Origin of the sequence: Allobranchiibius sp. GilTou73 (assembly GCF_021391335.1) — a bacterium.
GTDB lineage: Bacteria > Actinomycetota > Actinomycetes > Actinomycetales > Dermatophilaceae > Allobranchiibius > Allobranchiibius huperziae.
In genome coordinates this window covers 680,358-703,138 of the sequence record NZ_CP090051.1, presented here as the reverse complement: position 1 = coordinate 703,138, position 22,781 = coordinate 680,358, and the positions used below count along the sequence as shown (strand labels likewise).

The 22,781-nt window shown below is 70.3% G+C and carries 25 protein-coding genes and 2 pseudogenes; 12 read left to right on the top strand and 15 right to left on the bottom strand.

The annotated features are described in order from the left end of the window. The first annotated feature begins 151 nt into the window (after nucleotides 1-151). Nucleotides 152-1,187: pseudogene (locus tag LVQ62_RS03420) on the top strand (alkene reductase). A 49-nt stretch (nucleotides 1,188-1,236) separates the two neighbouring features. Here LVQ62_RS03420 and LVQ62_RS03415 read toward each other — a convergent pair. Then, nucleotides 1,237-1,806 (bottom strand): VOC family protein, encoded by a 570-nt coding sequence (locus tag LVQ62_RS03415; protein ID WP_370639664.1) that lies wholly within the window; start codon nucleotides 1,804-1,806, stop codon nucleotides 1,237-1,239. Nucleotides 1,807-1,833: 27 nt separating this feature from the next. On the opposite strand from LVQ62_RS03415, the gene LVQ62_RS03410 reads away from it, so the two are divergent. Continuing rightward, nucleotides 1,834-2,691 carry a CoA transferase gene (locus LVQ62_RS03410; RefSeq protein ID WP_233765046.1) on the top strand — a complete coding sequence of 286 codons (858 nt, stop codon included), beginning with the start codon at nucleotides 1,834-1,836 and terminating at the stop codon, nucleotides 2,689-2,691. Between the two features lie 72 nt (nucleotides 2,692-2,763). Here LVQ62_RS03410 and LVQ62_RS03405 read toward each other — a convergent pair whose 3' ends face one another. Together LVQ62_RS03405 and LVQ62_RS03400 are read right to left on the bottom strand one after the other, a co-directional pair. Then, nucleotides 2,764-3,186, bottom strand: a complete 423-nt coding sequence (locus tag LVQ62_RS03405) for a DUF1810 domain-containing protein (protein ID WP_233765043.1) — start codon at nucleotides 3,184-3,186, stop codon at nucleotides 2,764-2,766. A gap of 131 nt (nucleotides 3,187-3,317) precedes the next feature. Beyond that, nucleotides 3,318-4,112: a trans-aconitate 2-methyltransferase gene (locus LVQ62_RS03400; protein ID WP_233765041.1), complete on the bottom strand. Its 795-nt coding sequence runs from the start codon at nucleotides 4,110-4,112 to the stop codon at nucleotides 3,318-3,320. Between the two features lie 36 nt (nucleotides 4,113-4,148). On the opposite strand from LVQ62_RS03400, the gene LVQ62_RS03395 reads away from it, so the two are divergent. After that, the gene (locus LVQ62_RS03395; RefSeq protein WP_233765038.1) at nucleotides 4,149-4,721 is read left to right on the top strand and encodes a CGNR zinc finger domain-containing protein; all 573 of its coding nucleotides are present in this window, start codon (nucleotides 4,149-4,151) and stop codon (nucleotides 4,719-4,721) included. Nucleotides 4,722-4,752: 31 nt separating this feature from the next. Here the strand turns inward: LVQ62_RS03395 and LVQ62_RS03390 are convergent, their stop codons facing one another. Genes LVQ62_RS03390 through LVQ62_RS03380 form a run of 3 tightly spaced genes read right to left on the bottom strand, consistent with a single transcriptional unit; the run spans nucleotide 4,753 to nucleotide 6,860 of the window. Next, nucleotides 4,753-5,478 carry an LLM class flavin-dependent oxidoreductase gene (locus LVQ62_RS03390; RefSeq protein WP_233765036.1) on the bottom strand — a complete coding sequence of 242 codons (726 nt, stop codon included), beginning with the start codon at nucleotides 5,476-5,478 and terminating at the stop codon, nucleotides 4,753-4,755. 45 nt (nucleotides 5,479-5,523) lie between these two features. Then, entirely contained in the window at nucleotides 5,524-5,916 is a 393-nt protein-coding gene (locus tag LVQ62_RS03385) for an MmcQ/YjbR family DNA-binding protein (protein ID WP_208053608.1), read from the bottom strand. A 41-nt stretch (nucleotides 5,917-5,957) separates the two neighbouring features. Then, nucleotides 5,958-6,860: a DMT family transporter gene (locus tag LVQ62_RS03380; RefSeq protein ID WP_208053607.1), complete on the bottom strand. Its 903-nt coding sequence runs from the start codon at nucleotides 6,858-6,860 to the stop codon at nucleotides 5,958-5,960. A 189-nt stretch (nucleotides 6,861-7,049) separates the two neighbouring features. Here LVQ62_RS03380 and aroQ point away from each other — a divergent pair, with 189 nt between their 5' ends. Beyond that, nucleotides 7,050-7,496, top strand: a complete 447-nt coding sequence (aroQ, locus tag LVQ62_RS03375) for a type II 3-dehydroquinate dehydratase (protein WP_233765034.1) — start codon at nucleotides 7,050-7,052, stop codon at nucleotides 7,494-7,496. Nucleotides 7,497-7,584: 88 nt separating this feature from the next. Here the strand turns inward: aroQ and LVQ62_RS03370 are convergent, their stop codons facing one another. From LVQ62_RS03370 to LVQ62_RS03360, 3 genes are all read right to left on the bottom strand, one after another. After that, complete coding sequence (locus tag LVQ62_RS03370; RefSeq protein WP_233765032.1) at nucleotides 7,585-8,391, bottom strand: hypothetical protein; 807 nt, start codon at nucleotides 8,389-8,391, stop codon at nucleotides 7,585-7,587. 98 nt (nucleotides 8,392-8,489) lie between these two features. Then, nucleotides 8,490-9,473 carry a cation diffusion facilitator family transporter gene (locus tag LVQ62_RS03365; protein ID WP_208053397.1) on the bottom strand — a complete coding sequence of 328 codons (984 nt, stop codon included), beginning with the start codon at nucleotides 9,471-9,473 and terminating at the stop codon, nucleotides 8,490-8,492. A 72-nt stretch (nucleotides 9,474-9,545) separates the two neighbouring features. Next, on the bottom strand, nucleotides 9,546-10,790 hold the full coding sequence (locus LVQ62_RS03360; RefSeq protein WP_233765030.1) for a CdaR family transcriptional regulator: 1,245 nt from the start codon (nucleotides 10,788-10,790) through the stop codon (nucleotides 9,546-9,548). A gap of 98 nt (nucleotides 10,791-10,888) precedes the next feature. On the opposite strand from LVQ62_RS03360, the gene LVQ62_RS03355 reads away from it, so the two are divergent. From LVQ62_RS03355 to LVQ62_RS03345, 3 genes are all read left to right on the top strand, one after another. After that, a complete protein-coding gene (locus tag LVQ62_RS03355) occupies nucleotides 10,889-12,010 on the top strand; it encodes a ferredoxin reductase (protein WP_233765028.1) in 1,122 nt (373 codons plus the stop codon). Nucleotides 12,011-12,059: 49 nt separating this feature from the next. Next, a complete protein-coding gene (locus tag LVQ62_RS03350; RefSeq protein WP_233765026.1) occupies nucleotides 12,060-13,241 on the top strand; it encodes an acyl-CoA desaturase in 1,182 nt (393 codons plus the stop codon). Between the two features lie 91 nt (nucleotides 13,242-13,332). Next, nucleotides 13,333-14,520, top strand: coding sequence for a phospholipid scramblase-related protein (locus LVQ62_RS03345; protein ID WP_233765024.1), 1,188 nt, complete (start codon nucleotides 13,333-13,335; stop codon nucleotides 14,518-14,520). A 193-nt stretch (nucleotides 14,521-14,713) separates the two neighbouring features. Here the strand turns inward: LVQ62_RS03345 and LVQ62_RS03340 are convergent, their stop codons facing one another. Further along, complete coding sequence (locus LVQ62_RS03340) at nucleotides 14,714-15,610, bottom strand: LysR family transcriptional regulator (RefSeq protein WP_233765020.1); 897 nt, start codon at nucleotides 15,608-15,610, stop codon at nucleotides 14,714-14,716. Nucleotides 15,611-15,691: 81 nt separating this feature from the next. Here LVQ62_RS03340 and LVQ62_RS03335 point away from each other — a divergent pair, with 81 nt between their 5' ends. The 3 genes from LVQ62_RS03335 to LVQ62_RS03325 all read left to right on the top strand — a co-directional run bounded on the left by LVQ62_RS03335 (nucleotide 15,692) and on the right by LVQ62_RS03325 (nucleotide 17,422). Then, nucleotides 15,692-16,078 carry a hypothetical protein gene (locus LVQ62_RS03335; RefSeq protein WP_233765018.1) on the top strand — a complete coding sequence of 129 codons (387 nt, stop codon included), beginning with the start codon at nucleotides 15,692-15,694 and terminating at the stop codon, nucleotides 16,076-16,078. 204 nt (nucleotides 16,079-16,282) lie between these two features. Next, nucleotides 16,283-16,468, top strand: coding sequence for a hypothetical protein (locus LVQ62_RS03330; protein WP_179478034.1), 186 nt, complete (start codon nucleotides 16,283-16,285; stop codon nucleotides 16,466-16,468). A 111-nt stretch (nucleotides 16,469-16,579) separates the two neighbouring features. After that, nucleotides 16,580-17,422 (top strand): TrmH family RNA methyltransferase, encoded by an 843-nt coding sequence (locus tag LVQ62_RS03325; RefSeq protein WP_233765012.1) that lies wholly within the window; start codon nucleotides 16,580-16,582, stop codon nucleotides 17,420-17,422. A 21-nt stretch (nucleotides 17,423-17,443) separates the two neighbouring features. On the opposite strand, the gene LVQ62_RS03320 is transcribed toward LVQ62_RS03325, so the two are convergent. The 5 genes and pseudogenes from LVQ62_RS03320 to LVQ62_RS17710 form a co-directional block, all read right to left on the bottom strand. Further along, nucleotides 17,444-18,451, bottom strand: coding sequence for a hypothetical protein (locus tag LVQ62_RS03320; RefSeq protein ID WP_233765010.1), 1,008 nt, complete (start codon nucleotides 18,449-18,451; stop codon nucleotides 17,444-17,446). Nucleotides 18,452-18,593: 142 nt separating this feature from the next. Next, on the bottom strand, nucleotides 18,594-18,941 hold the full coding sequence (locus LVQ62_RS03315) for a YciI family protein (RefSeq protein ID WP_233765008.1): 348 nt from the start codon (nucleotides 18,939-18,941) through the stop codon (nucleotides 18,594-18,596). 47 nt (nucleotides 18,942-18,988) lie between these two features. Beyond that, a complete protein-coding gene (locus LVQ62_RS03310; RefSeq protein WP_233765006.1) occupies nucleotides 18,989-19,549 on the bottom strand; it encodes an NADPH-dependent FMN reductase in 561 nt (186 codons plus the stop codon). Between the two features lie 45 nt (nucleotides 19,550-19,594). Beyond that, a complete protein-coding gene (locus tag LVQ62_RS03305; protein ID WP_233764999.1) occupies nucleotides 19,595-20,098 on the bottom strand; it encodes a hypothetical protein in 504 nt (167 codons plus the stop codon). Between the two features lie 71 nt (nucleotides 20,099-20,169). Then, nucleotides 20,170-20,478: pseudogene (locus LVQ62_RS17710) on the bottom strand (NAD(P)H-binding protein); the annotation flags it as partial. A gap of 70 nt (nucleotides 20,479-20,548) precedes the next feature. On the opposite strand from LVQ62_RS17710, the gene LVQ62_RS03295 reads away from it, so the two are divergent. Together LVQ62_RS03295 and LVQ62_RS03290 are read left to right on the top strand one after the other, a co-directional pair. After that, the gene (locus LVQ62_RS03295) at nucleotides 20,549-21,382 is read left to right on the top strand and encodes a LysR family transcriptional regulator (RefSeq protein ID WP_233764982.1); all 834 of its coding nucleotides are present in this window, start codon (nucleotides 20,549-20,551) and stop codon (nucleotides 21,380-21,382) included. Between the two features lie 139 nt (nucleotides 21,383-21,521). After that, nucleotides 21,522-22,781 (top strand): toxic anion resistance protein, encoded by a 1,260-nt coding sequence (locus LVQ62_RS03290; RefSeq protein WP_179478054.1) that lies wholly within the window; start codon nucleotides 21,522-21,524, stop codon nucleotides 22,779-22,781.

The window sequence follows — 22,781 nt, the reverse complement described above, 5'->3', positions numbered from 1 at the left end:
GGGTGTCTCCTCGACCCGTGGAATGGCTCCAGCGTCCGGCTGGTTGGACCGAAGTAGAAAGTTCAACCGTCTCTCTGCTGGAGGAATTCCTGTGCCCACTGCTTTCGACCCGATCCGCATCGGCCGCTGGGATCTGCCGCAGCGCTTCGTGATGGCCCCGCTGACCCGCAACCGCGCGAGCGAGGGCGAGGCCCCCGCCCAGCTGAACGCCGAGTACTACGCCCAGCGTGCGACCGCCGGTCTGATCATCACCGAGGGCACCCAGCCCAGCGCCGTCGGCCAGGGCTACATGGCCACGCCGGGCATGCACAGCGACGCCCAGGTCGAGGGGTGGCGCCAGGTCGCCGACGCCGTGCACGCACGTGGCGGCAAGATCGTCGTCCAGCTCATGCACGCGGGCCGGATCGCGCACCCGGACAACAAGAACGGCATCGAGACCATCGCGCCCAGCGCCATTGCGGCCCCGGGCAAGATCGTGACGCCGACCGGTCAGCAGAGTTACCCGACGCCGCGCGCGCTGGAGACCTCGGAGATCCCCGCGCTCATCGAGGACTTCGTCTCGGCGTCCCGCAACGCCATCCGCGCCGGCCTCGACGGTGTCGAGATCCACGCCGCGAACGGCTACATCCTGCACCAGTTCCTCGCCCCGTCGAGCAACCAGCGCACCGACGCGTACGGCGACTCCCCCGACGGCGCGGGCTCGCATCGTGGTCGAGGTCGCCAAGGCCGTGACCGAGGCCATCGGTGCCGACCGGGTCGGCATGCGCATCTCGCCGGCGCACAACATCCAGGGTGTGCTGGAGGAGGACGAGGTCCAGACCCGCGCGACCTACGAGTCGCTGGTCGACGGGATCGCGCCGCTCGGGATGGCCTACCTGAGCATCCTCGCCGACCCCGCGTCGACGCTGGTCTCCGATCTGCGCACCCGCTTCGGCGGACCGGTCATCGTCAACTCCGGCTTCTCCAGCGTCACCACCCTGGACGACGTCAACGAGGTGCTGGAGAAGGGGCACGCCGACGCGGTCGCCGTGGGCCGTGAGTTCCTGGCGAACCCCGACCTCGCCGAGCGCTGGCGCGCCGGTGCCGAGCTGAACGAGCCGAACTCGGACACGTTCTACGGCGGCGGCGCCGAGGGGTACACCGACTACCCGACGCTGCAGGAGTCGGCCGAGCGTCGCTCCGCCTGACCCCGAGCTGACTGAGCCGGGCGGGTCCTCGTGGACCCGCCCGGCTTCGTCATGTGTGCTCGCTTATGCCGGACTTCGAGGCGTGCCAACGGCGTACGGCGTGCAGCAGGTCCTCTGCGAGCGGCTGCGGATTGTGCGCGACCTCCCACCGGAAACCGTCCGGATCGGAGAAATAGCCGGAGTAGCCGCCCCAGTCGCGGTGCTCTCCCGGCGACACCTCGCCGCCTGCCGCCCGCGCGACCTGCAGGACGGAGTCGACCTCCGCCGGGGACCCCACGTTGTGCGAGAGCGTCACCGGTGCCAGTCCGCTCATCGGCTCGCCGACCTCCGCGACGAAGCCCTCGCGCGACCAGAGCGACAACATCACCGTCGGCCCGACGGGTAGGAAGATCACCTCGCCGGGGGCCTCGAACGCCGGCTGCCATCCCAGTCCGTCGACGTAGAACCGGCGCGAGGTGGACGTGCTGGCGACGGCCAGGGTGATGAACGACAGATGCTGTTCCATGGTCCGGAAGCTACTTGCGCCCAGCGACATCCCGGGATCCGGCAGCATCAGCACCGGCAGGGTCGACATGATGGTCGTGTCGTCGGCGGGTACGCCGGACGACCGCTCGCTCACGCGCCACGCAAGCCGAGGAGTTGCCGCATGCCGCAGACAAGTGGCGACGTCACGGACCTGCCCCTCGACGGGGTGCGTGTCGTCACGCTCGCCGTCAACCTGCCCGGCCCGGTCGCGGCCGCTCACTTGCACGCACTGGGTGCGCTGGTCGCCAAGGTCGAACCGCCGACCGGCGATCCGCTGGCCGCGGCGTGCCGCTCCTACTACGACGAGCTGGTGGCGGGCCAGGAGCTCGTGCAGCTCGATCTCAAGCGCGAGGCCGGACGGGCGTCGCTGTGGCAGTTGCTCGACGACGCCGATCTCCTGCTCACCTCCTCTCGTCCTCGGGCCCTCGAGCGGCTCGGCCTCGACCGGCAGTCGGTGCGGTCGCGGATGCCCCGGCTGTCGTACGTCGCGATCGTCGGTGACCCTGGCGCCGCCGGCGACCTTCCCGGTCACGACCTCACCTACCAGGCGAGCGCGGGCACGCTGCGTCCCCCGCAGATGCCGACGGTGCTCGTGGCCGACCTGGCCGGTGCCGAACGCGCGACGGCCGAGTCCTGTGCGGTGCTGCTGCACGCGGCGCGCACGGGGGTGGGTGGCTACCGCGAAGTGGTGCTGAGTGAGGTCGCGTACGACATGGCGCAGGCCGCCCACCACGGCCTCACCGCACCGGGCGGACCTCTGGCCGGTGGGCTCCCGGGATACGGCATCTACGAGGCATCCACCGGTTTCGTGGCCGTCGCGGCGCTGGAGCCGCACTTCTGGCAGGAGCTGGTGCGAGGACTCGGTGTCGAGGGCAGCCGGCGTGATCTCGAGGCGACCTTCCGCACCCGACCCGCGGACGAGTGGGAGGTCTGGGCGCAGGAGCGAGGGCTGCCCGTCGTGGCGGTGCGGGCACCGTGAGACTCCTCGCGGTCGCCGACGTTTCGACCATGCACGCCGGGGCACATCTGCCCCGGCGTGCATGTCGGAATCTCAGTCCGCGAGCAACTCGTCCGTTCGCGGGTCGGGGGAGCCGTCGTAGTAGCGATCCAGCACCTGGGTGAAGAGACGTTCAGCGGGATCGGCCCGCAGGAAGAGCGTCATCGACGACCGCAGCTTGACCCCGTCGATGCCGCCCAGGATCTGCACGGCGGAGCGGCCCCGCACACCGAGCAGCGCTTCGCAGCACTCCCGCAACCGCGGGCCGAGCACCGGGTGCTGCAGGTACGCGCGAGCCTCGGGCAGGCCCGATACGGCGTACCGCTGCGCCGTCGGGCTCATCCCCAGGCCGGCGATCTGGGGGAAGACGAACCACATCCAGTGGCTGCGCTTGTCGCCCGCGCGCAACTCGCGCAGAGCGGTGTCGTAGGTGCCACCGTCCTGCGCCGTCACGAAGCGCTCCAGTTCGAAGCTCATGCCCGACGTCCCGACAGCAGGGACCGCGTTGGGCCGAGCCGGTCCGAGCGCAGACCGCCGGCCCGTTTCGCCTCGCTCACCCGGCGACGTTATCGACGGGCGAGGAGCGCGACAAGCAGTTCGAGCGCGACTCAACGGACTCCCACGAGCACGCGGTCGTCGCCGTGCTGCCAGACCGTTCCGACCTCGGTGAAGCCGGCGTCGCGCAGGTAGCGGACGTGGTCGTCGAGGGACGGCAGGTCGGGCACCTCGTGCTCGATGGGACGCGCTCCTCGGGCGCCGAAGAGGTTGGCGAGCTCGGGTGCGCGACCGACCGCGTCCCACCAGGCGGCCCAGTCCTCGTTCGCGCCGGTACCGACCCGCCTGACCCGTGCGTCGCGTACGACGCGGGTGAGGTGCCGCAGCTGCGCGCGGCCGTCCGTCTCGAGGAGATGGTCGCCGTCCACCAGTACACCACCGGGCCGCAACAACCTGCCGGCGGTCGCGTAAACGGCAGCGAGCTGCGGGCCGGTGAGCCAGTGCAGAGCGGTGGTGCTCACGATCGCGTCGACACTGCCGTCCCGCAGATGCGCGGCTGCAGCCCACCCCTCGTCGCGAAGGTCATGCTCGACCACGTGCAGACCCGCACGGTCGCCGTAGGCGCTCCGCGCCAGCCCGAGCAGGAGGGGGTCGGCGTCGACGGCGACCAGCCGGGCGTGCGGGATGCGGTCGAGCAGCCGCACCGACAGCGATCCGGGGCCCGCGCCGAGATCGACGACGACCGGCGAGGAAGCGTCGGCGACCACGGCTGCGACGACGTCGCCGATCACCGCGAAGCGCTCGTCGCGGTCCGGGACGTAACGCTCCTGTTGCGCATCCCACCGCCGCAGCCACTCAAGCGCACGTTCCGGGGCCGGTCCGATCTTGTTACTGGTAAAGTTGGTCATGTCAGTCACGCTAGAGAGAAGGATGTGACTAGTCAAGTGAATTTCGGCAGTCATGTTGACGGTGTGGTGGCGGTGGGGCGCGAACTCGTCAACGTCGCGACCCCCGGTGAACGGCAGGGCCGGCCGTACGACGTGCCCGGTCCTGCGCAGTTGCTGCCCGGGCTCGCCGACGCTGTCCGGCTCAGCGGGCGCGACGCACGCGTGCCTGAGGCCGGCGCGGTGGACGCGTTCATCGACCTCGCGCGGCGGGTGCGCCCGGTCTACGAGTTCGTCGAGGCCCGGGAGATGAGTCAGGCCGCCCAGGCGACGAACGAGCTGCTCGATCGCTACGCGGCGCGTCCACGGCTCGAGTCGCACGGTGGCCAGCCGTGGCATCTGCACTTCCACGGGGATCGCAGGGCGGACGCTTCCGGCTGGGGTGCGGCGGTGGCGATGGGACTCGCGACCGTCCTCGGCAGCGAGTACGCAGACCGGCTGGGCGTCTGCGCCGCACCCGCGTGCGACCGCGTCTTCGTCGACGTCTCACGCAACGGGTTGCGCCGCTTCTGCTCCGAGGCGTGTCAGAGCCGCGTCAAGGCCGCCGCCCACCGCGCGAGGCAGCGCGCCTGACCCCGGCCCGACCGCCCGCCGCGACGTCGGTTCAGCCGAGGGCGGAAGCCAGGTCGGCGAGGCGGCGCGCCGCCGCTTCGAAGTCGGCGTCGTACGGCGTGCCGACCACGACGTGGTAGGCACCCATGGCGCGGTGCTGGGAGATCGCGTCGTTCAGCTCGTCCGGACCGGACTCGCCGACGGGCACGTACACGATCAGCAGGCGGTCGGCGCCGATCTGGTCGCGCACCTGCGCCGTGAACTGCGGCGACTGGCCGGCGGGCAGGGCGCCGTCTGCCAGTTCGGCGGCCACTGCGGTCATCCGAGGGCCGTTAGCAGCCAGCAGCATCGGGTAGTCGCGGTCGGTGAGCTGGTCCAGGTAGTGCCGCGCGGTCTGCAGCGGACTGCCGTACTCACGCCTGACGCTCGCGGCCTGCTGAGGCCATCCGACGCCCACTCCGAGCACGAACCGACCCGGAAACGCCTGGGCGAGCTGGGTGGCGGCAGCATGAGCGGTCTGGGCGGGCCGCACCCAAGCGTTGGCGATGCAGGTGCCGACGACGGCGTCCGCGGTGGCGGCCAACCACAGAGCCGACCGCACCAGCGCGTCAGCGCCGACGATCTCGTTCGTCCAGATCGCGCGGTACCCGGATGCTTCGAGCTCCCGCACGCCGGCGACCTGCTCGGCGATCGCGGGCGCCGACGCGCTCACCCCGATGCACGCGCCGACCGGGCCGAGCCTGACACGCAGATCCCTGATGTCATCCGCTGTCGTCACGTGCCCACCGTAATCCGGACATGGCGACGGTGCCGGCCCGCACGATCACGCGTCCAGGCGCGCCACCAGGGTGCGCGGCGCGGTCCGTCGGTACGACGCGTCGAGCAGCTCGCGCACCTCGTCCCAGTCCGGCTCGGCGCCGGCGAGGTCGAGGGCCAACCACCCGGACGGGCCGAGATAGGCGGGCACGTGCACGCGGTCGTCGTCCAGCAGCGCGGCCCGTTCGTCCGCGTCCGGCAGGAAGAGCAGTGCATGGGCGAGCAGGTCGGACCCGTGGTCGCCCCTCACCGACCCGCCGTAGTAGGCGAAGACCTTGGTCGTGAAGAACGTCGGGCGGCCGTGCGCCACCTTCTCCTGCGCCTGCGGGAACGCCAGTGCCAGCTCGCGCAACCGCCGCAGCAGAGGATCGTCGTCGTCGAACCTGATCGGGTGCGCCATCGCGCCACGGTACGACGCAGCACCGACTGCGGACGAAGATTTCAGTCGTGCCCGAGAGCGCCCGGTGTGGTGTCCGGCGCGGGCTCCACCGCAGCCAGGCGGGCGATGGCCACCGACATGAGCGCCAGCAGGATCACCATCGCCGGGAACACCCAGTACCCGGGACGCAAGGCCTCCTTGTAGACGACGACCCCGATGACGACGCTCGCCAGGGGGTCGACCACGGCGATCGTGGGCTGGCTGGCGACCAGCGGACCCGCCTGATAGGCGAGCTGGCACAGCAGGATCCCCGAGACGCCGACGACGACGACGGCGTACGGCGTCCAGCTGGTGAGCAGGGTCGGGATGCCGTGTTCGAACTTCTGCGTGCACGTCTTCAGCAGAGCGGCGTTGATCGCATAGAGGATCCCGACCGCGATGCCGAGTGAGGTGGTGCGCCACTGCATGGTGTGGGCTCGCCGCGCGATCACGACGCAGCTGGCGATGATCACGATCCCGATGGCCGCGGCGATCGACGCCGGGATCTGATCGACCGTCTCGAACTTGGCGTTGACCGAGCTGATGCCGGACACGAAGAGGAAGCCGATCAGCGTGGCGATGAGCAGCACCGCCCAGCGGATCTCCGCGCCGGGGATGGTGCGGGCCTCGACGTGCCGCAGCAGGAGAGCGAAGAGCAGGCCGAGGGAGAGCAGCGGCTGCACCACCGAGATGGCGCCGACGTGCAGCGCCACGATCTGCAGCACGACTCCCGCGAGGTCGGCGATGAGACTGAGCAGCCACAGCGGGTGCAGGACCGTGGAGATGCCGAACCGCCACAACTGCCGCACGGTGAAACCCGCCAGCTGCGGCACCCTGGTCGCCGTGCTGTGCTTCAGCACCGCCGAGATGGCGAAGGCGAACGCGGCCGCAAGGGACACCACGACGACCAGGAGGTTGCCGGTCATCCGGCAGACCTGTCGCGAGGACCCGAACGCGGACACATGGCACCAGCATTGCCGATCGACCCTGCGAATTCGGTGAGGGTGTGATCGCGCGGCGTGGACCGGCGCCACCGGTGTACGTTTTCGCGAGACCCGACCCGTCCCGTCGGCGACCCCGGCCGCGCCGGCCCCGCAGCGCAAGGAGCACCGACGATGCCCACGATCGCGGTCGTGAACGGCCCGAACCTGGACCGCCTCGGCACTCGGGAGCCGGGCGTCTACGGCACCGAGACGTTGGCCGACGTCGAGAAGCGCTGCCACGACGCGGCATCCGCTGCTGGCCTGGACACCCGGTTCTTCCAGAGCAACAGCGAGGGCGCGCTCGTGGACCACCTGCACGACCTGGTGGGCGCGATCGACGGGCTGGTGATCAACGCCGCCGCGTACACCCACACGTCGGTCGCGATCCGTGACGCCCTGCAGGTGCTCGACGTGCCCTTCGTCGAGGTGCACATCTCCAACGTGCATGCGCGCGAGAGCTTCCGGCACACGTCGTACCTCAGCGACATCGCAGCGGGAGTGATCGTGGGCTGCGGCACCCAGGGGTACGAGTTCGCCGTCCAGCGGCTCGCGGCCCTGATAGGCGCCGACGGGAGCTGACGTAGCGAGAGGACGAGTGACGCAGGTCGACCTGCGTCACCCGTCCTCGACTGCGTCGGTCAGTGCACCGCTGGGTGGTGCGCGCCGCTCAGGAGCCCTGAGCGCTGGTGGCCGGGGCCTTGGTCGCCGGGGCCTTTGCGGCCGGCGGCTTGGCAGCCGGAGCCTTCGCGGCCGGCGGCTTGGCGCCCGGGACCCGGTCCACGGCCTTGGCGATCTCCGCGTTCACGTCCTTGTCCAGGGCCGTGAGCAGGGTGACCGTGCTGACCTTCTGCGCGGTGGCGATCTGCTGGAGGGTCTCGCCCTTGCGCAGGTCGGCGGTCAACTGCGCCGGGGTCAGCTTCAGGACGCTTGCCAGGCTCTTGTAGTCGGCGCCGAGGCCGTGCCGGTGCGCCCAGCCGCGCGGATCGTGCGGCCCACCCCACTTACCTGGACCCTTGCCCGGGTGTGCCGGCTTCGCGGTCCCTGCCTTGGGCGGCGTCGGCTTGGCGGTCCCCGCCTTGCCCGGCGCACCGGCCGGCCCTGGGCCGCGTACACCTTCCGGGAGCTTGGTGTTGATGAGCTTCGCCATGCGGGCGTCGGCGGTGGCGTCCAGGCGAGACAGCAGGGTCGCTCGGGAGACGCCGTGGCTCTCGGCGATCTGGGCCAACGTCTTGCCGGCCTTGCGTCCGGCGGCGAGGCCTGCGGTGTCGGTGCCCGCATCCTTGGCAATGACCGCCGGGGTCAATCCGAGCAGGCCGATCCCGTGGCGCATGTGTGCCGCGGGGCCCTTGGCCGCCGTGGACGGCGTCGGTGCCGGGGGTGCCGAGGTCGACGTGGCGTACGCCGGGACGGCCACCCCCACTACTGCTGCTGCCGCGAGGGTCGAACCCCCGATGATCTTCGTCTTGCGGAGCATGGACATGCCTTTCGGACGGAATCGGGCAAGGCCCGCTGACCAGCACACAGTGCGCGGGTCCGATGGGCCGTGCACTATGAACAGCTGTGCTGAGCCTGTCAGTTGACGGACGCAGGATGCAGCGACGGCTCCTGCGGAAGCGAGAGCGACAGCACGGCGTGCTCGATCATCTGGTGCCGGCGTACCTGGTCCTCGACCTCCTGCAGTCGTACGGCGAGCACGGACTCCCGGTCGTTCCCCACCAGATCCACCGACGCCACGACGAAGAGCTTCTGCGGCCCGACGAACTCCAGGTGCAGGTAGGTGACCCGCTCGATCGCCGGGTTGTCGATCAGCGCCTGCAGCGCCCGATCGCGCACGGCCCCGCCGATGGCCTCGCCGACGAGGAACTCCCGGTTGCGGTTGACGAGGAAGACGGCGACGACGGCGAGCATGACGCCGACCAGGATCGAGCCGATGGCGTCGTACTTCGCGTCGCCGGTGAGCTGGTGCAGGCCGACGCCCGCGGCGGCGATCAACAGACCGAGCTGCGCGGCGGCGTCCTCGAAGAAGACGGCCCGCAGCGTGGGATCGGAGGTGCGGGTCACGTAGCGCAGCGGGTGCAGCCCGGCCTTGCGCGCCACCCCACGTGTCTGGCGCAGCGCCTGCAGGAACGACGTGCCCTCGAGTGCGAAGGCGACGGCCAGCACGATGTAGTTGATGAGGTAGCTGCCGGCCTCCTCGTGCGAGCCGAGCTGCTGGAAGCCGTGCCAGATGCTGACCACGGCTCCTGCGGTGAGCAGCCCGACGGCCGCGAACATAGACCAGACGTAGACCTCCTTGCCGTAGCCGAGCGGGTGGGCCTCGTCCGCCTGCTTCGCGCCGCGCTTCTCGGCGATGAGCAGGAAGACCTCGTTGCCGGAGTCGGCCCAGGAGTGCGCGGCCTCGGCGACCATCGACGCGGATCCGGTGAGCAGTGCGGCCACCGACTTCGCGACCGCGATCAGGATGTTCGCCGCGAACGCGATCAGCACCGTCCGGAGGCTGTCCCCGCCACCACCGTCTGCGGCTGCGCTCACTGTGTCGTCGGTGGTGGTCGTCATACCCTGGACGGTACGGCGTGCGCGGCCTGCCCATCGGGGGTGGAGCAATGCACGAGGGGTGGGGATACAGCCCTACCCCTCGGTGTTGTCCCCGCCCCCCGACGAGGGCGGAGCAGGCGGAGTCGGCGAGGGGTGCAGCGCCAGCAGCAGCTGCATCACGGTGTCCGGGTCGGCGAGGCGGTCGCCGTACAGTTCCCGGACCTGACCCATCCGGTAGCGCACCGTCTGCGCGTGCACGTGCAGGTCGCGGGCCACGTCGTCGCGTCGGCCCTGGTGCAGCAGCCACGAGCGCAGCGTCTCCACGTGCCGTTCGTAGGCCGCGTCGCCCGGCTCGCCGAGCGGCGCCAGCACCTGGGCGCGTAGGTCGTCCAGCTCCCCGGGTGCCGAGGCGAGCACGAGGTCGGCCAGATGCTCCTCGGTGTCCACCACAGTGCCCGCGCCGCGTCCCAGGCCCACATCGATGGCGCGTACGGCACGCTCGTACGACGCCGCGACGGCGAGCCACGGACGCGCCGGCCCGACGTACGCCTCGCGGTCGGCGAGCACCCGCAGGGCCCCGCGCCGGTCGGAGACGAGCAGCACCGTGCGCTCGGAACCGCCGGCGTCGCCCGGTTCCTCGCCGGCGCGCAGCGTGTGGGGGCCGAGCGCCGACAGCACCGCGCCCAGCCGGATGGACGGCAGCACGACGGCGCTCAACCGGCGAGGCGGGGTCCACTGCGCGCGCGAGGCGAACTCGCGCACCACCTCCTCGGCACGGCCGGCGATGAGCGCGGATCCGAGCCGCTCACGGCGCCGCTCGTCCATCCGGTCCTGCTGCACCAGCGCGCTCGCGTGGCCCTCGACGCTGGAGGCGGTGAGCTCGTCGATGTAGGCGAAGACCAGCTCGGCGAACTCCGCGGTCATCGCGGCGTCCAGGCCCGCGGCCACCGCGGCCGCCGACATCTCGCGCCAGGCGACGCGCGCGCCGATCCGGTAGGCGGAGAGCAGGGCGTCCATCGGGCGACCGCTGTGGGCCTCGCCGGCGCCCAGCTTGTACGCGCCGTCGAGAGCCCCCGCGTGCGGCGTGGGGTCGCCGCGGCGCGGACCGGTCGCCATCCGCAGGAACCCGCCGAGCGCGGCCTGCACCGCCAGCTCGATGGTGCCGCGCAGCTCCCCGCTCGAGGTGCGCGCGTACTCCGGCACCTCCGCGAAGATCTGGTCCACACAGTCCTCGGCGAACTCAGGGAGCCGGGCCTGCAGCGAGGCCACCACGTTTGGCTCGAACCGCAGCGGCGCACGAGGTCCCGAACGGATGTGGTCGACCGGGACATCAGGCATGCGTACCTCATCTCGTTGTTCTCTGCGAACAATACCGCTGGTCTGATTCACGTTGGCCGGATAAGAAATTGTCCCTCCCCGGCAGGCATGGTGTTCATATGGCACATCTCCTCAGTGACGGCCCCAGGCAGGACGCGACCGGGCGCACCCCCGGCGCGGGGTGGCGCTCGCGTGCCTTCAAGCTGCTCAAGGCGACCACCACGCCGCTGCTGCCCGAGGACTACGTCGACCTCTTCGACCCACTGCGCACCTCCACCGTGCTGCGCGCCCGGGTCGTCGACATCGTCGCCGAGACCCAGGACGCCGCCACCGTCGTACTGCGCCCGGGTCGCACCTGGCGCGGCCACGTGCCCGGGCAGTACATCCGGATCGGCGTCGACGTCGACGGCGTACGCATGTGGCGCGCGTACTCCGTGACCTCCGGTCCGCGCGAGGACGGCTGCATCGCCATCACCATCAAGGCCATCACCGGCGGCGCCGTCAGCACCCACCTGGTGGAGTCGCTGAAGGTCGGCCAGATCGTGCAGATGGAGCAGGCCGACGGCGCGTTCGTGCTGCCCGAGGTGCTCCCGAGCAAGATCCTGCTGCTCACCGGCGGCAGCGGCATCACCCCGGTGATGGGCATCCTGCGGCACGCGGTGGAAGACCTGGACGACGTGATCCTGCTGCACTCCGCCCCGCGTCCGGAGGACGTGATCTTCGCCGAGGAGTTGCGCGAGCTCGGTGCGAACGACCGGATCACCCTGGTCGAGCGGCACACCGACGAGCATGGCCTGCTCGACACCGACGAGCTGGAAGCGCTGGTGCCCGACTGGCGCGAGCGCGAGACCTGGGCCTGCGGCCCGGCCGGCATGCTCGAGATGCTCGAAGGGCACTGGGAGCAGGCGGGGCACGCGCACCGACTGCACACCGAGCGGTTCCGTCCGGCGATGGCGGGGCTGGGAGAAGGCAGCGAGGGCGGCACCGTCTACTTCACCAAGACCGACCGTGAGATCGAGTGCGACGGCGCCCGGCCGATCCTCGACATCGGTGAAGAAGCAGGCGTGCTCATGCCGTCGGGGTGCCGGATGGGCATCTGCTACGGCTGCGTGCTGCCGATGCGCGAAGGCTCCGTGCGCGACCTGCGCACCGGTGAGGTCACCTCGGCCACCCCCGGCGACGGCATCCTCATCCAGACCTGCATCTCGGCCGCCGCCGGGCGCTGCGACCTCGTTCTCTGATCACCGCACACGACCCACGATTTCCCACAGCACCACGGAAGGACAGCTCATGACCGCTCTGCAGAAGAAGGAACACAACCCGGTCGCGCACATGACGCCGGAGGACATCGAGAGCCTGGGCAAGGAGCTCGACGCCGTACGCGCGGAGATCATCGAGTCCCGCGGTGCCAAGGACGCGGCGTACATCCGTCGCACCATCGACGTGCAGCGCAAGCTGGAGCTGGGCTCGCGCGCGGTGCTGCTCTTCAGCAAGTACAAGCCGGCGTTCGCGCTCGGCACCGCCGGCCTGACCGTCTCCAAGATCCTGGAGAACATGGAGATCGGGCACAACGTCATGCACGGCCAGTGGGACTGGATGCGCGACCCGAAGATCCACTCGACCACCTGGGAGTGGGACAACGCCAGCCCGGCCGACCTGTGGAAGCACTCGCACAACGAGCTGCACCACACGTACACCAACGTGCTCGGCCGCGACAACGACCTCGGCTACGGCATCATGCGGGTCGATGAGGACCAGCCGTGGGTGCCGTTCTACCTCGGCCAGCCGGTGTGGAACTTCATCAACGCCTGCTTCTTCGAGTACGGCATCGCGGCGTACGACCTGGAGCTCGGCAAGTACATGAAGGGCCGTAAGGACAAGGCGGTCTTCAAGCGCGACCTGGGCAAGGTGGGCCAGAAGGTCCGCAACCAGATGACCCGTGACTACGTCATCCACCCGCTGCTCGCGGCGCCGACCGGCTCGTGGGGCAAGACCCTGATGGCCAACGCGGTGGCGAACCTGGGACGCAACCTGTGGACCCACTCGGTCATCATGTGCGGGCACTTCCCCGAGGGCGTCGAGACCTTCACCAAGACCTCGATCGAGGGCGAGTCCCGCGGTGAGTGGTACCTGCGTCAGATGATCGGCTCGGCCAACATCTCCGGCTCCAAGGCCATGCACATCGCCACCGGCAACCTCAGCTACCAGATCGAGCACCACCTCTTCCCCGATCTGCCCAGCAACCGGTACGCCGAGATCTCGGTGAAGGTGCGCGACATCTGCGAGCGCTACGGCCTGCAGTACACGAGCGGCCCGCTGCCCAAGCAGGTCGCGTCCGCGTGGATGAAGGTCATCCGCCTCTCGCTGCCCAACCACATCGCGGCGAAGGTCAAGTTCCCGAGCCGTCGCAAGCCGGTCGCGCCGACGGCGCTGCCGTCGCGTCGGGTCGACACCGGCGAGGTCGCTGCCTGACCCGTCGTCCCATCGACAGGTGGGGTCGTTGCGCGCTGTATAGAGCGCGCAACGACCCCACCTGTGCGTCCGGTGCGTGACAACATGCCGTATGGCGAACGCGACCCCTCCCGGTTGGTACCCCGACAACCTCGACCCCACCCAGGTGCGGTGGTGGGACGGCACCTCGTGGACGCATCAGACCCAGCCCGCGCATCCTCAGCAACCGGCGCCGCGGGCGATGCCCTACCCCGGCACATCGAGCGGACCTCAGCAGGGCCAGCAGGGCGGGTCGCACTCGGCCCCACTGCCGGGCCAGGGCGCGGCGCCCCGGCGTGACACGGCTGACCCGTACGCGGCGCAGGCGCGCGGCCAGCAGCAGCCGCACGATCCGTACGTGGCGCAGGCGCGCGGCGGGCAGAGTGGCCAGCAGCAGCCGCACGATCCGTACGTGGCGCAGGCGCGCGGCCAGCAGCAGCCGCACGACCCCTACGCACAGCAGCAGACCCATCGGCCCGCGTACGGTCAACAGGGCAATCCCCGGCAGTTCCAGCAGTACCCGCAGGGTGGCGCGCCGCAGCAGCCGGACTCCTTCCCGGGTGAGAGCCGGGTGCGCCGGTGGGGCGACTCCATCGCGCAGGGATACGGCGACCAGTCCTTCGGCGGTCAGGTCAGCGGACCGGTCGACGGTCGGCACGCCGAGCAGGGCCGCAACGTGTTCACCGAGCCGGTGCTCGTGGTGAGCCAGAAGCGCAAGATCATCGAGATCACCAACGAGTACGCCGTCTACGCGCAGGACGGGTCGCAGCTCGGGGCGGTGGTCGAGGTCGGTCAGAGTGGGATGAAGAAGGCGGTCCGGCTGCTGTCCAACTACGACCAGTTCCTGACCCACCGGCTCGAGGTGCGCGACAACGCAGGGCAGGTGCTGCTGCGGCTGACCCGGCCCGCGAAGGTCTTCAAGTCCACCATCGTGGTCGAGGCGCCGAACGGGTCCGAGATCGGCCGGTTGGTGCAGCAGAACGTCTTCGGCAAGATCCGCTTCGGTCTGCTGGCCGGCGGCGCGGAGGTGGGTTCGCTCAACGCAGAGAACTGGCGGGCCTGGAACTTCGCGATGCTGGACGCGTCCGGCACCGAGGTCGCACGGGTGACCAAGACCTGGGAGGGGCTGCTCACCACGATGTTCACCACGGCGGACAACTACGTGGTGCACCTGCACCAGGACATGCCCGACCCGTTGCGCTCGCTCTGCATCGCCGCCGCGCTCACCATCGACACGGCCCTGAAGCAGGACAGCCGCTAGGTCGCCGCTGCGCAGCCACGAGAGCCCACGCGGCGCCCGTACCTAGGCGGGTCCGCGAGTGGCCCGCCCGCATGGGCCCACGCGGCGCCCGCGCAAGGGCAGCGGGCCCATCGATCCCCGGTTGAGGCCGTTTGGAAACGCCACGTCGCGAGCGCTGAAGCCACGAGCGGGGCGGACGGCGCGACCGACCGAGTCAGACCGGCGCGGTGATGTCCCGGAGCAGCTGCAGAGTGCGGGCGACGGCCGGGTTGGCGCTGGCGTTGTCCCGCACGAAGACCACGATCCGTCGCCGCGGGGCCGGGTCGGCGATGGGGCGCGAGCACGCGTCGGCGGGCAGCACTCCCAGGGCCAGCTGCGGAATGACCGCGACGCCGATACCCGCGGCCGCGAACGCGATCGAGGTGTGGTGGTCGACGGTCTGCGCCGAGTAGCGGGGCGTGAAACCGGCGGCACGCGTCGCGCCGCGCACGATGCGGCCGCAGACGTCGTCGTCCTGGTTGTCCATGACCCACCGGTGGTCCGCGAGTGCGGACATCGGCACGACATCCAGCTCGGCCAGCGGATTGTCGCTGGAGAACACGACCCAGTACGGCTCCTCGGTCAGCTCGTATCGGGTGTAGCCGTTGACCCGGGTCGGCGGGTCCTCGGGCTGCTCGGTGCGGACGTCGATGTCGGGCCTGCCCGGACCGGTCGGGGACGGCTGCTCGTTGAGGTCGACGGTGAACTGCACGTCGGGGAAGTCCCGCTGCAACGACCGCGCGACGAGCGGGATCCACTGCTCACCGGCCGACGCGAAGCAGGAGATCGCGAGCGTGCCGGTGCGGCCCTCACGCAGATCGTCGACCACGCCGTCGAGGCGGGCGAGGTTGTTCATCACCTCGTCGCTCTGCGCTGCGAGTGCCCGGCCCGTGGGCGTCGCACTGATGCCGCGACCGGACTTCTCGAAGAGTTGCAGCCCGGTCTCGCGCTGTAGTGCGCTGACGTGCTGACTGATGGCGGACGGCGTGTAGCCGAGATTGAGAGCGGCGGCCTGCACCGATCCGCTCGCGACGACGGCGCGGAACACCCGGAGACGGTTAACATCGAGCATTCCTCGACTCTACAGCAGCACTACACAGTGCATCAATAACAATCGCTTGTGCTGAAGAGTCGATCGCGTGACGCTGGATACATGAACATCGACTACAGCAACCACGGCCCCATCGATCGTGACGCGCAGCGGCTGAGCCAGGAGTTGGACGGCGTACGCGCCCGGTCCGGCCGGCCTGTCACCTCACCCTCAGCGCCCCGCCACCCGGTGCTCGCTCGCGTCCGCACGGCGGTGCACGCGGTCAGGGAGGTCTTCGACGGGATCGCCGAAGCCAACGAACGCTTCGATCGGATCAACCGGCCCTGGGTCTACGAAGGCCCGGACTGGGTCAACGGCGCGCACGGTGCCGTGCGCATGGCCCACGACGAGAGCGCCGATGTCGAGGCGCGGCGTCCGCGGCCGGCCGTGCGCGAAGGGTCGACCCGGCCCTCCGACGCACCCCGGACGGGCCTGCGCCCCGCGCACTGAACGGTGGTCTGTGAAGTCGGCCACATCACGCGCCCCGCGACCGACCGGGCAACCGTCCTTCGCGCGAGAAGGTGCATGGGAAGCATTGCAGCGCAACGGTTTACGGCGGACCGCCGGCACGCTCCGGAATGCTTCAGTCTCACTGAAGAGTCATGCAGTCTTTTGGACTTGTCGTGATTAGTTCGAAATGGAACGATTACTGCCATGCGACCCATTTACAACGACTTCAACCCCATCGACGACCGCGACCACGCCCGCATGCTCGGCGACCTGGCGTATGCCACCACCGAGGAGACCGCACCGCGCACCACCCGCTCCATCTGGCGCTCGGTGCGTGAGCAGCTGCACGGCAACGGTCACGCAAACCGGGCGTACATGCGCCAGATCTGAGCCGATCCCTCGGCGTCAGCACGCGGACACTCCGGCCGGCCCTCGGCCGCTGGGTGTCCGCTTTTGCGTGTGGAGGATGGGGCGGGCGCGCCGCGGCACTACCGTGAGCGCATGCGAGCCGACCCCGCGCAGCGACCCGTGCGCGTCGGTAGCCGCAACGCGACGTTCCAGCACTGGGAGACCCTGCTGCGCAACCGCACGAAGCGGCACCGCGCAGGCGCGTTCGTCGTCCAGGGGGTGCGCCCGATCACCCTGGCCGTGCGAGCCGGTTGGCACGTCACCGACGTGCTGCGACCAACCGGCGGCCAGCCGTCGCGGTGGGCGCAGGACACGTGGGGCCGCCCGGGCGCGAGGCGCTACGAACTGGAGCCCGAGCTGTTCGCCGAGCTGTCGGGCAAGGACGAGGGACAGGCCGAGCTGCTGGCCGTGCTCGCCATGCCCCCGGACGACCTGATCCGCGCCGACCCGTCGGCATACGCCCCCACGGTGGTCTTCGATCGGCCGAGCACCCCGGGCAACGTCGGCACTCTGCTGCGCTCGATCGACGCCTTCGGCGGGTCCGGTCTCGTCGTGACCGGGCATGCTGCTGATCCGTACGATCCCAAATCCGTTCGTGCCAGCACCGGTTCGCTCTTCACCGTGCCGACCGTACGGGCGGACGGTCCGCAGCCGGTGCTCGACCGGATCCGGGCACTGCGCTCCGCCGGGAGCGGCGTGCAACTGCTGGGCACCGATGAGGGGGGCGATCTCGGGGTGCGGAGTGTCGACTTCGCGGTGCCGACGGTGCTGGTCGTCGGCAACGAGACCCGCGGGCTCGCCCGGGTCTGGCGTGAGGCGTGTGACGCGATCGTCAGCATCCCGATGGTGGGCGAGGCGAGCTCGTTGAACGCCGCCACCGCCGGCTCCGTCCTGTTGCACGAATCACTGCAACAGCGTCTGGCCGCCCGTCCATGACGGCAGTTCGACCGCGACCGGTCAGGGCTGGGCGGCGACCCGCCAGAGCTGGGCGGGCCCGGCGCCGGCGCGGGTCGCGAGATAGATTCGCCTCCGGTCGGCCGCGAGGGCGACGGGGCTACCCGGCGGAGTCCGGAGCACGGTCGTCCTCCCACGGGAGACCTGGACGAGAAGCGACCCCGAGCGTGTCGGAAGGGCGATCGTCGTACTATCCGAAGTGACGACCGGTGTTGATATGTCACTTTCGCCGGTGACGGTTTCGGGCAGTTCGATCGAGGTGATGGATTCATCGCCCTTCAGCTCCCACGCGCGCGCCGCACCCCCGGCGGTCACGCCGACGACGACGCAGCGTTGACGGGAGCACCCGACGGCGCGCGCGTGCCCGGTGATCGCGATCCGGTGCTCCGTCCACGAGCCGCCGTCCGCCGCCCTCAGCCACACGACGGGATGTGACGTTATGCCGTGATCGAGGTCGAGCAGGTCGCCGACGACGACGAACCGGTCGCCGAGCGCACCGACCGCGGCGGCGGACTTCAGGATCGACGCGGTGTTGTTGAGGACGGGCGACGGCGGGTCGCGGAGCCACGTGCTGCCCTGCGGGTGCCAGGTCGTCACGTCCAGGCCGTGCGCTCCCACCCAGGACCCGACGATGAGCGCGTCGGACCCGGCGTACGCCGTGCCGACCAGGTCACCGGCCTGCAGGCCGCCGAAGGTCTCGAAGGTCTGAGGCGTCTCCGTCAGGGTGCCGAAGCCGCCCGCGGTCCGCGGTGCCCGCCATACGGTCCACCGCACGTTGCCGTGCGCACCCCCGCGTGCTCCACCGACGGCCAGGATGCCGGGCACGCCCACGGCGGCCTGCAACCACCGGGCGGTGCGGGCGTATCCGGAGATCGGCCGCAGCGCGACAGTCGTGGTGACCCCGGTCGAGGAGGCCAGCGACATCCCGGCCGTACCGTCGCGACCGGAGGTGCCGGCCAGCACGCCCTCGGTCGTCGACGTGAGGATGTCCGGGGATCCGGTGAGGGACACCCGCGACCACCCGGGATCGGCCGACGTCGGGCTGCTCGTCGACGACCCGCTGCAGGCGGACAACGCCGCGACCGACACGAGGATCGCGCCGGTGATCGCGGCGTGAGCCCGCCGCCTGCGCACGTGTCGTCACCCCTGACGGTTATGCGTCGTCGTCGCCCTCGAACGGCCAGAACTCGCGCAGCTCGATGCGACCACCGCGCGCCATCGGGTGCGCGGCCGCGACCTCGACGGCGTCGTCCAGAGTGGCGCAGTCGAGGATGTCGAAACCGGCGAGCCACTCCTTGGTCTCCGCGAACGGCCCGTCGGTCACGATCGTCTCTCCGTCGCGCACACGCACCAGCTTCGCGGTAGACGGCGGGCGCAGCCGCTCACCCATCACCCACTGGCCGCGACCGTCCACCTGCGCGAACCAGTCGTCGATGACCGTTTCCGGGGCGTCCGAGGTGTCGGGGTCGCCGTCGACGACGACCATCATCAGGTACTTCATGCGGGTGCGTGTCCTTCGCGATGGGTCCGAGTGGTCAGGCGCTGCGGTCAGCGCAATGTCTTCAAGGCGCCGCCCCAGCGGACGAGCTGAGTGAGCATCGTGTTGAGGTTGCCCGCCTGGTAGGGCCGGGGCGCCATCTTCGAGTAGTCCTCCATGTCGTCGTACGTCGAGATGGCCACCTGTGTGCGGACGGTCGCGATCTGCAGCTCCCCGAGCACCTGCTTGAGCTGCTCCGCCGCGCGCAGTCCCTCACTGGAGCCGTAGCAGACCAGGCCGGCGACCTTGTCGTTCCACTCGACGTAGAGGAAGTCGAGCGCGTTCTTCAACGCCGCGGGCAGACCGCGGTTGTACTCCGGGAAGACGAACACGAAACCGTCGTAGCCGGCGATCTTGCGCGACCAGGCCTTGGTGTGGTCCTTGGTGTACGCCTGGGAGGAAGCGGGCTCCGGCTCGTCGAGCAACGGCAGACCCTGGTCGGCGAGATCGACCAGCTCGTACGTCGCGTCGTCCCGTTCCGCGACCTGGTCCATCACCCACTTCGCGACGGAGGGACCGACCCGCTGGGGACGGGTGCTGCATAGGACGACGGCGATCCGCAGGGCGCTCATGACCCTGAGCGTAGGACCCCGCACACCCGGCGCGGGGTGGATCGGTCAGCCCGACACGGCCGGCTTCAGCACCTGCTCACACCACTGGCGGAAGGTGGTGGGGCTCGCCGTCTCAGGCGTACGCGCCACGCCGGCGTCCAGTCCGGCCTCCTTGGCGCTCATCATGTCGGTCATACCCCGGACGAACGCCGCACCCACCCCGTAAGAGGACATCCTCGCGGCTTGCGCGTCGTAGGACTCGCGTTCGTAACGGATCGGCGTACCGAGCACCTCGGACATCGTGCCCGCCATGTCCTGCGGTGACAGGTCCTCCGGTCCGAGGACCGGGACGGTGTCGACGCCGGACCATGTCGTGTCGAGCAGGAGTCGCGCAGCAGCATCGGCGATGTCCCGCGTGGCCACCATGGGCGTGCGCCGATCGGCCGTGACGACGTCGGTGAACACCCCTCGGTCGCCGATCGAGTCCACCTGGCGCAGCAGGTTGTCCATGAACCCCGGGTTGGCGAGCGAGCGGTAGGCGACGCCCGTACCGGCGATGAGGTCGTCCATCGCGAGGTGGCGGTGACCAGCCCGGCCCGGCCGGCGACCGGCGTGCCCCGGCCGAGCGCCGAGACGCCAACGACCCGCCGCACACCGTGACGGGTGAACGCCTCCGCCGCCGGCCGGGTGAAGCCGGTGTACGCCGCATCCACGCTGGCGGCCGCCGGGTCCGGGGGCACGAGCCAGAACACCGCATCGGCGCCGGCGAACGCGCGGTCGACCACCTCGGCGTCGCCGTGCGACCCCTGCACGACCTCCACCCGGTCGCGCACGTCGGTCGCGAGCCGAGCGGGGTCGCGGACGACGACGCGCAGCTCCTCGGTGCTCGCGGCGAGGCGCTGGAGCAGTTGACGACCGACGTCGCCCGTGGGCGTCGTGATCACGATCATGGGTCAACGGTGCGGGCACCGCGACCCGGACGTCCAATACCTATTGCCCACTAATTGATACCCTGAAGGCATGGATCTGGACCTGCGCAAGCTGCGGTACTTCGCGGCGCTGGCCGAGCACGGACACTTCGGACGGGCCGCGGAGTCGCTCTACATCGCCCAACCTGTCCTCAGTCGGCAGATCCGGGCGCTCGAGCAGGAGTTGGGGTGCTCCCTACTCACGCGGACCACCCGCAGTGTGCAACTCACGGCCGCCGGGCGGCAGCTGCAGGAGGAGGCACGCTCGGTGTTCGCCACCGTCGACGCGTCGATCCGCCGGGTGCACGAGGCCGACCGCGGGGTGGCCCGACTGGTGGTCGGTTTCGCCACCGGGCTCCACGTGTCCGATGCGGTGCGCGCGTACGCCGCGCAGAGCCCGGAGGTGCAGATCGCGCTGCTGCCGCTCAAGTGGTGGGAGCAGGATGTCCCGCTACGCGACGGGCGGGCCGACATCGGCTACCTGCGGCGCCCGTTCGACGAGACCGGGCTGCGGTCGGTGCCGATCGGCACCGAGCCCAGGGTGGCCTGCCTGCCGGTGTCACACCCGCTCGCCCGGCGCAGGAGCCTCACCCTGGCGGAGTTGGAAGGGGAGCGGATCCTCGACGCGCACGCACGCCGTACCTCCTCGGCCGAGGAGAAGTTCGAGCTCATCGCCTCCGGTGACGGCATCGCCGTGGTGCCGCTGAGCGTCGCCCGGTCCTATCTGCGCCCGGACCTCCTGCACCGTCCCGTCACCGACGCGGAGCACGTGCAGACCTGCCTGGTCGTGCCGCGGGGCAGGCGCGAGCGCCGGGTGCAGGACTTCCTGGCCGTGGCCACCCGCACCCTCGCCCCTGTCGCGACCCGGCTCGCCGCCGTCGACTGACCGGGAGCCCCGCTGAGGGGATCGGATCGAAGTCATGACGAACGTCGTGGCGGAACCCGTGGTTGCCCGCGAAGCGTCTTACCTAGAGTGGGTAATGATTCGGGGGCGGTGACAACGCCCCCCAGAGGAGGCACCGAAGATGTCCGAACTTGATCTGAGTGGCCAGGGCCGCACACCCGAGACGCCCGCGCCCGACGCGCTGGTGCTCGAAGCGCCCGCCCCCGCACCCGTCGTCCAGGAGCAGCAGGCCGTCCAGGCCGTGAAGGTCGCGCCCGAGGCGCAGACCGAGATCGAGAAGAAGGCGCAGTCCTTCGTGACCGAGCTGACCTCGATGGACATGAAGGCACCGGCGTTCACCGAGAAGGTCAACTCGATCGTGCTGATGGGCGACTCGGACATCCGGCGTTCCTCGGAGGTCTCCAACCGGATGCTGCAGCGTCCGGCGGCCTCGTCCGGCGACAAGACCAGCCCGCAGGGCAAGGTCAGCGGCACGCTGATCGACCTGCGCCGCACCGTCACCGACCTCGACCCGAACCGCGCGGACCTCAAGGGCATGAAGAAGGTCCTGAAGTGGCTGCCCGGCGGCAGCAAGATCGACAACTACTTCGCCAAGTACCAGTCCGCGCAGTCGCACCTGGACGCCATCATCCGGGCGCTCGCCTCCGGCCAGGACGAGTTGCGCAAGGACAACGCCTCCATCGAGATGGAGCGCGGCAACATGTGGCAGGCCATGCAGAAACTGGGCGAATACAACCAGCTCGCAACGGCATTGGACACTGCGATCGAGCAGAAGATCGCCGAGCTGCAGGCCGCCGGGAAGACCGAGGAGGCCGACACCATGAAGTCCGACGTGCTCTTCGCGGTGCGTCAGCGGCGGCAGGACATCATGACCCAGATGGCCGTGTCGGTGCAGGGCTACCTCGCCCTGGACCTGGTGCGCAAGAACAACCAGGAGCTCATCCGCGGCGTGGACCGGGCGCAGACGACGACGGTCGCCGCGCTGCGTACGGCGGTCATCGTGTCGCAGGCGCTCGCCCAGCAGAAGCTCGTGCTGGACCAGATCACCTCGCTCAACACCACCACCTCCAACCTCATCGAGTCGACCTCGCTGCAGTTGAAGCAGCAGGGCGCCGAGATCAACCAGCAGGCCGCGAGCAGCGGTGTCGAGGTGGAGAAGCTGCAGCGGGCGTTCGACAACGTCTTCCAGACGATGGATGCCATCGACACCTTCCGCACCGAGGCCACGGCGAACATGGCGCAGACGATCACGGCGCTGCAGGGCCAGGTCGAGCGCGCCAAGCCTTACCTGGAGCGCTCGATGCGCTCCCAGGGCATGGACGCCTCGACCAGTGCGCAGCTCGGCGGGGGCCAGCCTTCGCAGGGTCAGATCGGCTCCTGA

What these genes read in the sequence shown, in the direction of transcription:
- LVQ62_RS03410 (WP_233765046.1), top strand. Translation starts at nt 1,834, where the DNA reads ATGCCGCAGACAAGTGGCGACGTCACGGACCTGCCCCTCGACGGGGTG.
- LVQ62_RS03405 (WP_233765043.1), bottom strand. Translation starts at nt 3,186, where the DNA reads ATGAGCTTCGAACTGGAGCGCTTCGTGACGGCGCAGGACGGTGGCACC.
- LVQ62_RS03400 (WP_233765041.1), bottom strand. Translation starts at nt 4,112, where the DNA reads ATGACCAACTTTACCAGTAACAAGATCGGACCGGCCCCGGAACGTGCG.
- LVQ62_RS03385 (WP_208053608.1), bottom strand. Translation starts at nt 5,916, where the DNA reads ATGGCGCACCCGATCAGGTTCGACGACGACGATCCTCTGCTGCGGCGG.
- LVQ62_RS03380 (WP_208053607.1), bottom strand. Translation starts at nt 6,860, where the DNA reads ATGACCGGCAACCTCCTGGTCGTCGTGGTGTCCCTTGCGGCCGCGTTC.
- aroQ (WP_233765034.1), top strand. Translation starts at nt 7,050, where the DNA reads ATGCCCACGATCGCGGTCGTGAACGGCCCGAACCTGGACCGCCTCGGC.
- LVQ62_RS03370 (WP_233765032.1), bottom strand. Translation starts at nt 8,391, where the DNA reads ATGCTCCGCAAGACGAAGATCATCGGGGGTTCGACCCTCGCGGCAGCA.
- LVQ62_RS03365 (WP_208053397.1), bottom strand. Translation starts at nt 9,473, where the DNA reads ATGACGACCACCACCGACGACACAGTGAGCGCAGCCGCAGACGGTGGT.
- LVQ62_RS03360 (WP_233765030.1), bottom strand. Translation starts at nt 10,790, where the DNA reads ATGCCTGATGTCCCGGTCGACCACATCCGTTCGGGACCTCGTGCGCCG.
- LVQ62_RS03355 (WP_233765028.1), top strand. Translation starts at nt 10,889, where the DNA reads ATGGCACATCTCCTCAGTGACGGCCCCAGGCAGGACGCGACCGGGCGC.
- LVQ62_RS03350 (WP_233765026.1), top strand. Translation starts at nt 12,060, where the DNA reads ATGACCGCTCTGCAGAAGAAGGAACACAACCCGGTCGCGCACATGACG.
- LVQ62_RS03345 (WP_233765024.1), top strand. Translation starts at nt 13,333, where the DNA reads ATGGCGAACGCGACCCCTCCCGGTTGGTACCCCGACAACCTCGACCCC.
- LVQ62_RS03340 (WP_233765020.1), bottom strand. Translation starts at nt 15,610, where the DNA reads ATGCTCGATGTTAACCGTCTCCGGGTGTTCCGCGCCGTCGTCGCGAGC.
- LVQ62_RS03335 (WP_233765018.1), top strand. Translation starts at nt 15,692, where the DNA reads ATGAACATCGACTACAGCAACCACGGCCCCATCGATCGTGACGCGCAG.
- LVQ62_RS03330 (WP_179478034.1), top strand. Translation starts at nt 16,283, where the DNA reads ATGCGACCCATTTACAACGACTTCAACCCCATCGACGACCGCGACCAC.
- LVQ62_RS03325 (WP_233765012.1), top strand. Translation starts at nt 16,580, where the DNA reads ATGCGAGCCGACCCCGCGCAGCGACCCGTGCGCGTCGGTAGCCGCAAC.
- LVQ62_RS03315 (WP_233765008.1), bottom strand. Translation starts at nt 18,941, where the DNA reads ATGAAGTACCTGATGATGGTCGTCGTCGACGGCGACCCCGACACCTCG.
- LVQ62_RS03310 (WP_233765006.1), bottom strand. Translation starts at nt 19,549, where the DNA reads ATGAGCGCCCTGCGGATCGCCGTCGTCCTATGCAGCACCCGTCCCCAG.
- LVQ62_RS03305 (WP_233764999.1), bottom strand. Translation starts at nt 20,098, where the DNA reads ATGGACGACCTCATCGCCGGTACGGGCGTCGCCTACCGCTCGCTCGCC.
- LVQ62_RS03295 (WP_233764982.1), top strand. Translation starts at nt 20,549, where the DNA reads ATGGATCTGGACCTGCGCAAGCTGCGGTACTTCGCGGCGCTGGCCGAG.
- LVQ62_RS03290 (WP_179478054.1), top strand. Translation starts at nt 21,522, where the DNA reads ATGTCCGAACTTGATCTGAGTGGCCAGGGCCGCACACCCGAGACGCCC.